This is a genomic window from Bacillus sp. ISL-47 (assembly GCF_018613175.1).
Taxonomy (GTDB): Bacteria; Bacillota; Bacilli; order Bacillales; family Cytobacillaceae; genus Cytobacillus.
In genome coordinates this window covers 40,608-54,163 of sequence record NZ_JAGGQS010000001.1, presented here as the reverse complement: position 1 = coordinate 54,163, position 13,556 = coordinate 40,608, and the positions used below count along the sequence as shown (strand labels likewise).

The 13,556-nt window shown below is 41.0% G+C and carries 15 protein-coding genes; 9 read left to right on the top strand and 6 right to left on the bottom strand.

The window, feature by feature from the left end:
* Positions 1–7: 7 nt before the first annotated feature.
* Complete coding sequence (locus J7I93_RS00300) at positions 8–952, top strand: metal ABC transporter substrate-binding protein (RefSeq protein WP_214722439.1); 945 nt, start codon at positions 8–10, stop codon at positions 950–952.
* Positions 953–1,053: 101 nt separating this feature from the next.
* On the opposite strand, the gene J7I93_RS00295 is transcribed toward J7I93_RS00300, so the two are convergent.
* Positions 1,054–1,779, bottom strand: a complete 726-nt coding sequence (locus J7I93_RS00295) for a ZIP family metal transporter (protein WP_214722438.1) — start codon at positions 1,777–1,779, stop codon at positions 1,054–1,056.
* 145 nt (positions 1,780–1,924) lie between these two features.
* On the opposite strand from J7I93_RS00295, the gene J7I93_RS00290 reads away from it, so the two are divergent.
* Positions 1,925–2,308 (top strand): metal-dependent transcriptional regulator, encoded by a 384-nt coding sequence (locus tag J7I93_RS00290; RefSeq protein ID WP_353050244.1) that lies wholly within the window; start codon positions 1,925–1,927, stop codon positions 2,306–2,308.
* A 397-nt stretch (positions 2,309–2,705) separates the two neighbouring features.
* Here the strand turns inward: J7I93_RS00290 and J7I93_RS00285 are convergent, their stop codons facing one another.
* The gene (locus J7I93_RS00285; RefSeq protein ID WP_214722436.1) at positions 2,706–3,110 is read right to left on the bottom strand and encodes a hypothetical protein; all 405 of its coding nucleotides are present in this window, start codon (positions 3,108–3,110) and stop codon (positions 2,706–2,708) included.
* Between the two features lie 637 nt (positions 3,111–3,747).
* Here J7I93_RS00285 and J7I93_RS00280 point away from each other — a divergent pair.
* The 5 genes from J7I93_RS00280 to J7I93_RS00260 all read left to right on the top strand — a co-directional run bounded on the left by J7I93_RS00280 (position 3,748) and on the right by J7I93_RS00260 (position 6,053).
* On the top strand, positions 3,748–4,560 hold the full coding sequence (locus J7I93_RS00280) for a hypothetical protein (protein ID WP_214722435.1): 813 nt from the start codon (positions 3,748–3,750) through the stop codon (positions 4,558–4,560).
* A 193-nt stretch (positions 4,561–4,753) separates the two neighbouring features.
* Positions 4,754–5,266: a sigma-70 family RNA polymerase sigma factor gene (locus J7I93_RS00275; protein WP_214722434.1), complete on the top strand. Its 513-nt coding sequence runs from the start codon at positions 4,754–4,756 to the stop codon at positions 5,264–5,266.
* An 83-nt stretch (positions 5,267–5,349) separates the two neighbouring features.
* A complete protein-coding gene (locus J7I93_RS00270; protein ID WP_214722433.1) occupies positions 5,350–5,568 on the top strand; it encodes a DUF1659 domain-containing protein in 219 nt (72 codons plus the stop codon).
* Positions 5,569–5,612: 44 nt separating this feature from the next.
* Positions 5,613–5,831: a DUF2922 domain-containing protein gene (locus tag J7I93_RS00265; RefSeq protein WP_214722432.1), complete on the top strand. Its 219-nt coding sequence runs from the start codon at positions 5,613–5,615 to the stop codon at positions 5,829–5,831.
* Between the two features lie 84 nt (positions 5,832–5,915).
* A complete protein-coding gene (locus tag J7I93_RS00260; protein WP_048010265.1) occupies positions 5,916–6,053 on the top strand; it encodes a YvrJ family protein in 138 nt (45 codons plus the stop codon).
* Between the two features lie 79 nt (positions 6,054–6,132).
* On the opposite strand, the gene J7I93_RS00255 is transcribed toward J7I93_RS00260, so the two are convergent.
* Both J7I93_RS00255 and J7I93_RS00250 read right to left on the bottom strand, forming a co-directional pair.
* A complete protein-coding gene (locus tag J7I93_RS00255) occupies positions 6,133–7,122 on the bottom strand; it encodes an ornithine cyclodeaminase family protein (RefSeq protein WP_214722431.1) in 990 nt (329 codons plus the stop codon).
* A 128-nt stretch (positions 7,123–7,250) separates the two neighbouring features.
* Positions 7,251–8,531, bottom strand: coding sequence for an NAD(P)/FAD-dependent oxidoreductase (locus J7I93_RS00250; protein ID WP_214722430.1), 1,281 nt, complete (start codon positions 8,529–8,531; stop codon positions 7,251–7,253).
* A gap of 462 nt (positions 8,532–8,993) precedes the next feature.
* Between J7I93_RS00250 and J7I93_RS00245 the strand changes: the two genes are divergently transcribed.
* Positions 8,994–10,511 carry a sodium-dependent transporter gene (locus J7I93_RS00245; protein WP_214722429.1) on the top strand — a complete coding sequence of 506 codons (1,518 nt, stop codon included), beginning with the start codon at positions 8,994–8,996 and terminating at the stop codon, positions 10,509–10,511.
* Positions 10,511–10,618, top strand: a complete 108-nt coding sequence (locus J7I93_RS00240) for a MetS family NSS transporter small subunit (RefSeq protein WP_214722428.1) — start codon at positions 10,511–10,513, stop codon at positions 10,616–10,618. The genes J7I93_RS00245 and J7I93_RS00240 overlap by 1 nt, the downstream gene beginning before the upstream one ends.
* Before the next feature lie 66 nt (positions 10,619–10,684).
* Here the strand turns inward: J7I93_RS00240 and J7I93_RS00235 are convergent, their stop codons facing one another.
* Entirely contained in the window at positions 10,685–12,007 is a 1,323-nt protein-coding gene (locus J7I93_RS00235; protein WP_214722427.1) for a flavin monoamine oxidase family protein, read from the bottom strand.
* A gap of 114 nt (positions 12,008–12,121) precedes the next feature.
* Positions 12,122–13,540 carry an amino acid permease gene (locus J7I93_RS00230; RefSeq protein WP_214722426.1) on the bottom strand — a complete coding sequence of 473 codons (1,419 nt, stop codon included), beginning with the start codon at positions 13,538–13,540 and terminating at the stop codon, positions 12,122–12,124.
* Positions 13,541–13,556 lie beyond the last annotated feature (16 nt).

The following is a 13,556-nucleotide window of genomic DNA, read 5'->3' as shown; positions in this document are numbered from 1 at the left end:
AAAAGAAATGGTAAGAAAAGGATTTCTTTTATTAGCAGCATCCCTTCTCTCCATGTTTTTATTGTCAGCGTGCAGCGGTGAAAAAAGCAGCAGCACTTCTGCCAGCGAAGATGGGAAAGTTCAAGTTGTTACTACCTACTCGATTGTGTATGACATCGTTAAAAATGTAGGCGGAGATTTAGTTGAGATTCATAGTTTAGCACCCATTGGTTCCAACCCGCACGAATATGACCCGCTCCCTGAAGATGTGCAAAAAACGACTGATGCTGATGCTGTTTTTTACAACGGCTTAAATCTGGAAGCCGGTAACTCATGGTTTGATAACCTGATGGAAACTGCCGGCAAAGACGGAGAAGATGCTCCTGTCTTCCTAATGAGTGAAGGTGTTGAGGCGATGCACTTAACAACAAAGGGCAAAGAAAGCGAAGAAGATCCCCATGCATGGCTGGATATTCAAAATGGAATCAAATACGCAGAAAATGCCAGAGATGGACTAATCAAGGTGGATCCTGACAATAAAGACGTTTACGAGAAAAACGCCGAAGAATATATCGGTAAGCTTCAAAAACTGCATGACGAGGCCGTTGAACAATTTAATGAAATTCCAGAAAATGAACGGGTTCTTGTCACAAGTGAAGGTGCTTTTAAATATTTCAGTGAAGCCTATGGATTCCAGGCAGAATATATCTGGGAGATCAATCAGGAAAACCAGGGAACGCCTGAACAAATTACAAGAATTGTAGATATTATCAATGAAAAAGGAATTACAGGACTATTCCTGGAAACAAGCATTGACGCTCGAAGCATGGAAGCCGTATCCGATGAAACCAATGTTCCGATCATGGGTAAAGTGTTCACAGACTCAATAGCAAAGCCGGGTGAAGACGGTGATACGTATATCTCCATGATGGAATGGAATATAAAGACGATTAAAGAAGGCTTGTCTAAGTAACCATTTGAAAAACAAAACTGTATAAAACCAAAGACACCTCTTCCATTAGGAGAGGTGTCAATTTTCATAATAAAAAGAATATGCCAGAAGAACTACATGAATTATCGGAACCATTCTGTTAAAATCACCATGGATAGAAACCCAATAATAAACGCCAATGTCGACGCTCTCTCATTCCCATCTCCATGGCTTTCAGGGATTAATTCTTTATAGACCACAAAAAGCATTGAACCTGCCGCAAAAGCAAGTCCATAAGGAATGATGTGTTCAAATGATCCGCCAAATAACACTCCTATTAATCCTGCACATAATTCAATCATACCTGTCAGGGCTGCAAATAGAATGGCTTTTACCCTGCTGACATTCTGTGTAACTAAAAATAACGCCACCAAAAAACCGTCTGGTATATTCTGAAGTCCTATTGCAAAAGAAACAAGCGGGCCAAGATCCTGGCTGCTGCTTACATTGCTTATTCCAACTGACAGACCTTCCGGCAAATTATGCAGGGACATCGCTATTAAAAACAATATGATCACATTTGAATTCCCTGCTGAAGGTCTCGAATTGTCCAAATCCACATGCGGAATAAAAATTTCCAGCACGGTTAAAACCAGAGTTCCAATTAAAATTCCAATGACCAGAACAGTAAGATTCGATAGCTTAATAGCAGATGGAATTAAGCCATATGCCGACGCTGCAACCATAATCCCTGCCGTATAAGCCAGCAAAACGTCCTTCCCTTTATGGGAAACACTTTTTATTAACAGAATAGGCAGTGCTCCTAAGCCTGTACAAAGTGATGATAAAAGAATAGGCAACAATGACATGAAAATCCTCCGGAATCTTATTATTTCATCATATGTTTGAATTCAATGAACATGCATCTCGTTCCCCAAACTTCTCTGTAAATATTAATGCAATTAATAGTTAAAAAATGCTCTCCCTGCCACTCTTTTAATACTTGAAATGAAGGTGATTGTATTGGAGCCAAAGAGTATAAAAAAATATATTATTGAGATCTATAAATTTGAAAAAAAATATGGACATGCGACCATATCAGATATTGCTGGATCACTTAATGTGACCGTTTCGTCTGCTTCAAAAATGGTTGTAAAACTAAAAAAATTGAGTTTTGTCCACTTCCAGCCATACAGAACGGTGACTTTGACAGAAAAAGGTTTAAAAATCGGAAAACAGCTGGAAAATACCCATCAAACATTAGTTGAGTTTTATAAATATATTGGGATTGAAGAAGAGAAACTTGCACAGGAAGTGAAAGAAATGGAAGTTCATATTAATCCTGAGGTAGTGACAAAGATTAAAAGATTCCTGGAGACAAAAGTAAAAAACACTTGAGACAAGAGTCTTATCCAAGCGTTTTTTCTTTCGGCAATAATTTAGTTACATAAAGGTCAATTTGAACGCATCGATTACATCATTATCCATGCGTTTTTGTCTGCTGGTTGTTTTTATGGTTTTGGCTGTTTTCGTAAAGTTTGTTGCTTTTGGGCAAGCTAACTTAGTTTGGCCTCTAAGTTGACTGTAGCGGAGGTGCTACCGCATTTCCTTCGTGCGGTGTTTATTCAAAGAAGCAATTTCAATATCCTGCGGGAAGTGAGGGAGCGTGAGAGCCCACAGGCGAAGCCGATTAGGCTTCCACTCCTCCCCGCGGGTTCGCTGAGTGCCCGCAACGGAAATCAACGGGCTGAATTTATAAGTAAAAACAACAATCTTTGAGAAAAGAGCCTACCTATTAGCCCACAGTAATAGTACTTAAATGATTTGCCAGTTCCACTTTAAGCTTGCGTAATTCATTTAACAAGTTAGTGTGGATTGCAAAAGATGATTCATCACCTCTTTCAAGGTCCTGATCGATCTTAAATTGCAGAAAGTTTATTTTAAGGTCTAGATCCATCGAAGATAAGATGTTTTCGTTCTTTATATACTGCTCCAAATCTTCAATGGCCATATAGAAGGCATGTTGTTCATTAATTACAACAAAAACATACCAGCCTTTTGCCATCGTAAATTTACGTTCAGGAGTGACTTCGATTAGATTTCCTTTTGGGATCGTGATCGAGAATGCATGATAAGCATCCGGACAAAAGCAATCAATATCATGTTGAAATGTGTTTATAGCTATATAATGTTCATTCATTTTCTTCTCTCCTATTTTCAATCTTATTAAGTGAACCTGTATCTGAAGTATGTATTTTAATGACTATTAACCTAAACAGCTTCGATATCTTCTAATCCGCAACAAGGGCAGTGACAGTGGTAACTTTCATCCTCAGCCTCTTCAATAAAACCACACCATTCACAAATATAGATTATGCTCGTCATATACCCCTCCCCGATTCAATTGTTCAAGGTATCCCTTTAAAATTTTTTAATATATCAATTTTTTATAAATGATAATGATTATCAATGCTTAAGAACAGTTTAAGTGAAAATGATTATCATTGTCAAGAATGTTGAGAAGAAAACTTTTGCTCTATTAATCGTCAACTTAGACGACTTTTTTTCACATGCCCGTCCAGTAATTGTCGCCACGAACCCTTTATGACGACCTTTTCTTCTCAATCTTCCCATCAACGTCGTCATGAACTTTATGACGGCCTTTTTTCCTCTGTCTCCCCATTGTCGTTGCTTTGAGCTTCTTTTTACTTTGGTCTGCTTCTCTTTGAATCCCGAAAACCCCGCTCGTTCACCATTTCGACACATTTCCCTAAAATTCACCCTGACCTTTCCCTTCCCTCAACTGTATATAGAAGGTGAAAGGGTGGTGCATTTATATGAATTTAAAATCAGGCAATGTTGATCAGTTTGAACAGTTTTCCCAGTTTAAGAACCTTCAGGAGTTTAATAGTCATTTAGAGATGTGGCTTGCGGTGAATAAGGACAAGTTTTCGAAGGGGGAGCTTGTAGGATTAAAAAGGCTGGCTCGTTTTGCAGCAAAGGTTCCCGGCGTGTCCAATGCAAAGATCGGTACCGTTCTTAAAGCAATCCACGAGGAATACAACGGCAATGGAATTTCCCGTTCTACTTTTAAGAGGATGATTGTAAAAGCAACAGAGTTAGGTATCTTTACAGTCCGTGAAACAGAAAGAAAGAATGGTTCACAGTCCAGCAACTTATATATTTTCAATTGCTTTCCCAAGAGTGAACCACCTGAGGAGAAAAAAATGAACCACCATAATAAAACCATTAATCTTTCTAAAACTAATAAAAATCAAAAGAATAAAAAACGTAGCGATACCGGGCTCGACTACACTTATACTAGCGATCGAGTTCCTACATCATTCGCAGATGCTGTGAAATACTTTTTCCCAGAAGCAAAACAAATCGAAGAGTTTTGGAGAATGACCGCAATTGCAGCTTATAGAAACGACCGCGAGCAAGATAGCACCGGGGTGCTTAACACGGCCATTCATTCTTTCAAACAACTGATCCGCAAAATGAAAACCAGCAAGGTTGCAAAACCGATTGCATACTTTTACGGCATTTTGAACAGAAAACTGGAGGAACTTTACTTTGAAGACCTGTTCGAAATGGGCTTTGCGGGGAATCAAGACGACTTCTCCCTAACCTTTTTTTACAAAAAATAAAAAAAGTGAATTTTTCCCGAAAATCGGCGAGTTAGACCCTTCTTTCGGGGAGTTTGGTACCTAAACTCAGGAGTTTAGGTGGTAAACTCTCCAAAACTCGACTTTTTTTCGATTCGCAAAAAAATCTTAATCCCGCTATGTTTAAGCTACCCGGGAATACTTTGAGAGCGCGCTTTCCTGAAGGGATACTAACTTGGAAAGCTTTGAGCAAGTGGCAGCACAATATGAACCGATGATCCATAGAATTATGAATGACCTTAGCATTTATAAAAACAGAGATGAATTCTACCAGCTTGGGCTCATTAGCCTTTGGCAGGGATGGGAGAATTACAATTCAGAAAAAGGGAATTTTATTTCCTATGCTTTCGGTTACGTGAAAGGGAAAATGCAAAATGAATTAACGAGACAATCAGCATATTTAGAACGCTATGTATATCCCGATGAAGAATTCTGGGAAGTCATAGAGGATCATCTGCATGAAAGCCCGTCCACATTTCTCCATGATCTTTTATCAATCTGCGGTACCTTGACGGCAAACCAGAAAAAATGGTTGATTTATACACTCGAAAATCACCTGACTGTACAGGAAATTGCCGTTCAAGAACACGTCTCCCTTTCTGCTGTCAAAGCCTGGCGCCAGGGAGCCCGGGATAAATTAAAAGTATTCAACTTTAAAGGCGGAAGATTGGAAGACTTACTGTTCTAACATGCATTTCTTAAATCTTTTAAAATCACCCTGTCCATATTGCCCGCCAAAACGTATATAGAAAGTGAAAGGAGGTGAACAACATGGCACAAGCAAATATCATCGATACGAAGCTTCGCCTGGTTTTTGAAACGGGTCTGGATGAAAAAGGGAAACCTATTCATAAGTCAAAAACCTACAGCAGCCTAAAGCAATCAGCTTCACCTGACCAGCTCTATACGGTGGGACAAGCTGTTGCTTCACTATCTAACTACCCGTTGGCAGCAATTAATAAAAATGACAGCTTCGATATCGTAGGCTAATCTTTTCTATTACAATCTTAAACTTGCAGGGGAGGTGAAATAGAATGGCGAAAACGTTAGAATTGACTTTCCTTTCCGATATGGGAAAGCCGTCCAAATTAACGATTGATAACCCAAAGGAGCCAATTGATCCAATTGCTGTCAAGGCAGCTATGGACCAAATTATTGCAGCCAATGCCTTTGATGGCAATGGCGGTGACTTTGTTCAGGCACAAGGAGCCAGATTGCTTGAGCGCAATGTAACCGAATATGAATTAGTATAATCCGAAGAGGCCGGTTTCTTTCTGAACCGGCCTCTTTTATAAATGTATTATAGGGTGCCTGGCACCCAGAAAGGAGCAGACATCATGGAACAGATGGTCACATTAATCAGCGAACTTGGCTTCCCAATCGTTGTCACGCTTTTTCTGCTGAACAGAATCGAAGCCAAACTCGATGTTGTGGTGTCATCGATCCAGGGATTGCCGGATCGGCTGAGGGAATAAAGCCAGCTTATGCCTACGGAAGGGACTCCCTTGATTTAACTTAATTTCAGGGGAGGTTCTTTCGGAAAGAAATCCGATTTCAAAGCGTAAAGTTCTCTCCTCTCCCCTCACTAATGGCTTTTTTATAAACTGCCGAAGCAACCATGGTATCGAGATAGCCGATGCCAACCGATTTGTATAAGGTGATTTCGCCTGGCCCACCCCGCCCGGCTATCTCTCCACAAATAATTTCACCGATTTCACCGTAAATGGAATCGGTACTCCATAAGCCCTCATTGTGTGGAACAAGGAAATCGCCCGCTTCGTGAAGAGCCCCTTCCATCGTATCGACCACAATTTTATTGCTCCGCATAAGTGTTAGAACGTCAACCTCCTGCATATGCGGCTGATAGGAGCCAATTGCATTTATATGTGTCCCTTCTTTTAGGAAAGAACCATCAAAGAGTGGAGTTGAACTCTTCGTACTGCAAATCACAATGTCTGCTTTGCTAACTGCGATATTAGGATCTGCTTGTATAGAAATGGTTCCTCTCCATTCCGGATATAAAGAAAGGAGCTCATTTTTGAATGCTTCGGCCTTCTTTATTGTCCGATTAAACAATATGATATGTTCCAGATCAGCAACCGCCATTACTGCTTGTATTTGCCCGATGGCTTGGGCACCACACCCTAAAAGCGTACAGGTTTTGGAGTCTTTTCGAGCTAAATATTTAGTGGCTACACCGCTGGACGCACCTGTTCTTAATACCGTTAAGCAGCTGGCATTCATAACAGCAACATGTTCACCAGTGTTGGCATCTGTCAGTAAAATCACACCTTGAAGAACTGGTCTGCCTTCTTTTGCATTGTGCGGAAAAATGCTTACAACTTTAATAGCTGTATAATTTTCCGGCTCAATATAGGATGGCATATATAACGTTTCCGCTTTAAATTTTTCATGTGGAACGGACATTCTTATCGGTGTCTGCGTTTTATTGCCATACCCATATCCAAATGCTTTCTCAACATCTTCTATACAATCTTTCATTGAATACAGCTCTTTAATCATTTCCTCATTTAACATCAACAATGGTCCCACTCCCAACACGCTTAGTGAACTTCAACAAATGCAATCTGGTTATTTAGATGAGGACTCTATAGGAATCGTCCGATTGACGGCATTTCATATTAATCTCGTTATTTATAAATATTCCCCTGCTATACTGTAACTTTACTCACCTTATTACTTGAACGTTGTGTTTTGAATCGGTCTGGTGCAAAAGGAGATAGATTGATATCAGATTTACCGCTTGCTATTAAATCAGACATGACACTGCCTGTTGAAAGAGCCATAGATATTCCGCTCATAGCATGGCCGGATGCAATGAATAAATTCGAAAATGAAGGAACAATACCCATAACGGGCAAGCCATCCGGTGTCATAGGCCTCATACCGCACCAAGCCCTCTCTTTTCCATGAATCGGAGACCGTAAATACTGGGCAGCAGAGCTTCTCAAACTATCGATTCTTCTCTGGTCAAGGTCGGAATTTAACCCCGACAATTCCATTGTTCCTCCAATTCTAACAGAATGATCAAACGGACTGATTGTCACCCTTGAATCTCCAAGGTATAGAGGCTGCTGAAACTGAATGGATGGAGAAGATATAGTCAGGCTGTACCCTTTTCCTGCAGTCATGGGGATTGGTATTCCTGCTTGGTTTAAAATCTGACCCGTCCAAGCACCCGCAGTAACAAGAAAATGATCCCCTTCAATTGTTTTCTCTCCGATGCTGGCACCAACGATCTGATCACCTTCCCGAATTAAGCCCTTAACTTCTGTTCGGGACAGGATTTCAGTCCCATTCGCAACAAGCCAGTCTGTTAGTGCGCCAGTTAGCGATTCGGGGCGAACATGACGCTCAGCAGAGAGATAGATTCCACCTGCCACAGCATCAGATAGTGCAGGTTCCATTTGTAAAACTTCATTTTTCGATTTTGCAGCCGGTGCCGGCAGCCCAAACTCTTCAACAATCCGGTATGCATCCAGCTTTTCTTCTATATAGCTTTCTTTTAAAAATACAAAAAGCAGGCCTTTCCGATGACTTTCAAACTCAAGCCCGCTTTCCTGTTCTAACTCATCGAACAATCTTAAGGTATTCCTGCTCAATTCCAAACCGGCCTTATACCCTTTTTGGTAGGCATCTTCACTGCAAAACTTCCAAAATTGCAAAAGCCAAGGGGACAAGGACGGTACGATTGAGGGTTTAATATAGAGAGGGCTATCGCGCTTTAACATCCACTTAAGACTTGTCTTCACCAAACCCGGAGCAGGAACCGGGTCCGATAAACTGGGGCAAACCCATCCCATATTTCCGCTGGAACATTCGGCACCAGGCTCTCCTTTGTCAATTAATACAACCTCCATGCCCTTTTTCCTAAGAAAAAAAGCGCTTGCAAGGCCAATAATTCCTCCGCCAATAACCATCGCTTTCGTCATTTCATTCCCCGCCTTATTGCAGATTTAAATAGATATTTTCCAATAGCCGAGTATCATGAACTCTTACCCAATAAGGAATCATATTGAAATCATTATATAGTAAAAATTTTCTGAATTAAATGTGTAAAATATATGATAATCCATTCATTTAGAAAAAAATTTTTGTGTCTTTTTACAATTAAATAACAAAGATAAAAATAACCCTACTCCTCAATATGGTAAAAATACTCTAATAGTCTTAGCGTTTATCTGTATTTTTTGTGAAAAATGCACATAGATATAGGATTCCAAAAAGAATATATTTAAAATACAGAATTTTTAAAATATATCGAATAATATTTTGGAGATAAGGAGGAATATCTGAAAAACACTTTCCGTTCGTGTTCGATATATTCTAACATGTGCCCTATCCAGATTAGATCCTATGATTGAAAAGGCTTGATAACAAAGGGGTTGGTTTATTTGAAGGATAACCAAGTAGTTTGGGGATCAAGGATTGGATTTATTTTAGCTGCAATGGGGATGGCTGTTGGTACAGGCAATATTTGGAGGTTCCCGCGGATGGTTGCTGAGCATGGCGGCGGTTCTTTCTTAATTGGCTGGGCAGTATTTTTGTTCCTATGGTCATTGCCGCTCATTATGGTTGAAGTGTTTATTGGAAGAAAAACCAGGATGGGAACAATGGGATCCTTCGGAGAGTTTATCGGCAAAAAATTTGCCTGGTTCGGTCCCATTATCACCATCGTTTTAGCAGGAATTACTTTTTACTATTCTGTTGTAGTAGGCTGGACTTTTAAATATTTCATCTTAGCTTTACAAGGAACTTTTACAGAAAAAATTGATTCTGCTGCTCAGTGGGAAAATTTTGTTGGCCATTCAGCGGAACCTGTCATCTATCATTTTATTGCCGCCGCACTTTGTGGTGTTGTTGTATTTATCGGGGTTACAAAGGGTATTGAAAGAATGTCAAAACTTTTCCTTCCGCTTTTATTCCTCTTGCTTATCTTTACAGCTATCCGTTCCGTTACCCTGCCTGGTGCAATGGAAGGACTTTCTTATATGTTTACACCACAGTGGGAATATTTAGGAAAAGCCTCAACTTGGCTTCAAGCATTATCGCAGTCTGCCTGGTCAGTTGGCGCCGGTTGGGGGTTGTATGCTACCTATGCCATTTACACAAAGAAACGTGATGATATTGCTCAAAATTCATTAACAGCTGGACTCGGAAACAACTCTGTCGAATTGCTTGCAGGTTTAACGATCATACCAGCTATCTTTGCTCTGGCACCTTCACAAGAATATATTACTCAAGCAACAAGTTCCGGGAATACGGGTCTAACCTTTATTTATATGGTAGAGCTGCTAAATGTCATGCCGCAGACTTACATCTTTGGAATCGCCTTTTTTGGAGCCTTGGCTTTTGCTGCCTTTACTTCATTAGTGGCAATGGTAGAACTAATCACAAGAAACCTATCAGATTATGGAATTCGCAGAAACAAAGCAATCGTGCTTACCGTTGCTTTAATATTTATTGGCGGTATCCCTTCAGCTTTAAATATGAAGGTATTCAATAATCAGGACTGGGTTTGGGGAGTAGGCCTGCTGCTTTCTTGTTTCTTATATGCATTCGCCGCGATTAAGTACGGTGTGGAAAATATGCGAGATGAAATAAATGAAGTCAGCTTCATTAAAGTGAACAAGTGGTGGGTTTATTCTATTAAATATTTTATCCCCTCCTTATTTGTCATAGTGACTGGATGGTGGCTATACCAAGGTGTGACATGGTATCCGGACACTTGGTGGAAGCCGTTCGAAGAATTCAATGTCGGAACAATTGTGCTTCAGCTCGGAATTGCTTTCCTGCTTGCCTTTTTGCTCCTTCGATTTAATAACAAATTACGAAGCTCTGTGAAGGAAGAAGGACTCAATGATCAAGAGTTGACACTGCCTTCAAATACAGATATCAAGGAGGAATTATAATGTCTGCTTCCTCAATAATTATGATGGTCCTAACCTTGGGTTTATTCTGGGGAGGCTTCTCCTATATGGTGTATAGAACCTTAACGACAGACTACGACGATAAGTAAAATGCAAACCAAAAAGGTGCCAGGTTCCATCAAGCTTTTGATGGTTCACCTGGCACCTTCTTTTAGTTATTCTGCCTTTACATAATCATGTTTCAATAAATAATGATGCACGTTCCTGCTTACGGTTATTCCGTTTTCAATCGCGCCGTCAATAAAGCCAGCCCAGCCATTTGCATAAGTAGTTCCTGCTAAAAACACCGAATCTTCAGGGGTGTTCCACTCATTCTGATAGGTGGTTAACTGCTGAGGTTTCAGCATAGGCCACGTTTCCTTTGAAAACTCGTCATTCACCCAATCATGGCCTGTGCTTTCAATGACTTGTATGTCAGGAATCCAGCATTTCAAAGCGTCTTCTACGGCTGCCCTGTCATTAGAATCCAGTCTTTCCGCAATTGGCCCAAAACCAACCAGGATGCTTTCGCCATCAACATATCGATCTAAATGCACTGAATTTAAGGGGTAGCTGCCAGGTGCTAATGCATCGAACGGTTCTAATTCCCCTTTTACTTTAGCCCAAACTTTAACACCTTTTGATGTTTGTCCCAGCTTAGAAGATTCCTGCTTGGCTGCAGAAAGCGGAGGCTCGAAATGAATATGATTAAGAGTTGTCAAGGGTACGGTTACCATTACCGCCTTTGCAGTAAAACATTCCCCTTCTGCAGTAAAAACTTTTGCAGCCCCTTCTTCATGCTCAATCCGCCCAACAATAGTCGATAACCTTATGTCTGCAGCGCTGTCTTCAGCAATTGCTTCTATTAATTTCCGGGTCCCCTGTTTTAAACGGTAACTCGAAACCATTGCACTATGGGTATCCCAATTTCCTTGTGAGAAGGCCCACCAGCGAAAGATTTGCGTTACGGCCCCTTCAGCTGGATCACCGCAGAAATCCGATGCAATCCAGCCATGTAAAACGTCATATTCCTCTTTTGTTAAACCGAAATTCCGCAAAAATTGTTCTGCAGAAACGTTGTCCAACTCACGAAAACTTTGAGTTTTCAGAGGTTCAAATGGCATAGGCATATGTTTATTGCTTTCTCTCATTAGTTTTTCAACCGTACTTCTTAGCCTATCTTTAAACTCCGCTGCTGGTGATGAATAAGTTTTTCCATCAGCAATCCAATATACTTTTTCGGTTTTGGGTCCGGAGGCAAGCTCAAGGCCGTATCTGGTAATTTCCGCCCACACATGCGGCTGATGCCAATGTACATACGTTCCTCCCATTTCGAGCTCTGTTCCTAAACGACGATCCACCCATGTCCGGCCTCCAATCCTGTCACGAGCCTCCAATACTAATACTTTATTGCCTAACAGCCTTAATTCCCTCGCAGCTGTCAATCCAGAAAACCCGGCTCCCACAATTATGACATCATAATTTTGCTTATTCTCCATTGTAAGTCCCCCTTCTGTTTCATTAAAGAAACTGCAGCACCCGTAAAGTGTACTGCAGTTTTTTTGCTCTTTTAAATTTGCCTGGTGGTTTCCTCTCCTGGCACTCGCTTTCCGTTAGATTTCATCACCCACAGCAGGGTTTGCTGCACTCTCAGTATTAATAGGCAAGGTGATGTTCTTGCGTGTATACATGAAGTAATAATAGACATAGCATAGGCCAATGAAGCCAAAGCCCCAATATAGCGATGATCTCTGCGTCGGATCAAAAGCCATAACTGCGAATATGAGCACGCACATAGCAATACATAAAATCGGAACAAAAGGATATAACGGAACTCTATATTTTAAATCCTCCACTTTCCCGCCATTTTTGGTATATTGTCTGCGGAATCCGATTTGTGCAGCGGCGATTGCTAACCATGTAAGTGTTCCGCCAATGCCGCTGACGGCGAGCAGAACTACAAATAATGTATCTGCTGCTACATAACTAGTTAGAAGAGATAATAAAGCAAAGCCAAGTGTCACTAAAAGGGCATATGAAGGAACACCGCGTTTATTCAGCTTTCCAAAGACTTTTGGTGCCATTCCGGTTTCAGACAGAGAGTACATGATTCTCGTACAGGCATAAAGCCCAGTGTTGCCGACAGAGAGGATCGCTGTCAAAATGACAAAGTTCATAATATCGGCTGCGTATGGAATACCTACCATATCAAAAACAGTTACAAACGGACTCTCCAGAACCCCCGCTTCCTGCCAAGGAACAATTGCTGATAAAACAAAGATGGCTAAAACATAAAATAACAGGATTCGGAAAACGATGGTGCGAATCGCTTTTGGGATATTCTTTTCCGGTTCTTCCGTTTCTCCAGCGGCCACACCCATAATTTCGGATCCTTGAAACGCATAGATTACGGACATCATCGAAATGAAAACACCAACAATCCCTGCAGGAAATAGTCCGTCACCGAAGAAATTGGATACATAAGGAGCAGGTGTGTTTTCCATGGATATACCTCCAAAAATAGCTCCTAACCCGATAATGATGAAAAGGATAACAGTGAGAACCTTAATTCCCGCAAACCAATACTCCGTTTCAGCAAAGGCTTTTGTTGTAAGGGAATTTATCGAAAACAGGAGGGCTATAAAGATTGCACACCAAATCCATGTTTGAACATCCGGAAACCACCTCTTCATTAGTAATCCTGCAGCAACAAACTCAAGCCCGACATACATAGCCCAGCTTAACCAATAAACCCAGCCGATGACAAAGCCTGTTGCGGGACCTATGAACTTGGTTGCATGCGCCTGAAAGGAACCTGAAACAGGCATCACAACGGATAATTCTCCTAAACAGACCATTGCTAAATACATGAGCAAGCCGCCAACAAGGTAAGCTAGAATGGCACCCGCTGGACCAGCTTCACCGATTGCATACCCCGAACCAAGAAATAATCCAGTGCCAATAATTCCGCCTAAGGACATCATAAATAGATGGCGGCTTTTCATTTGCCTTTTTAATTTTGTTTGACCCATTCATTTCACCCTGCCT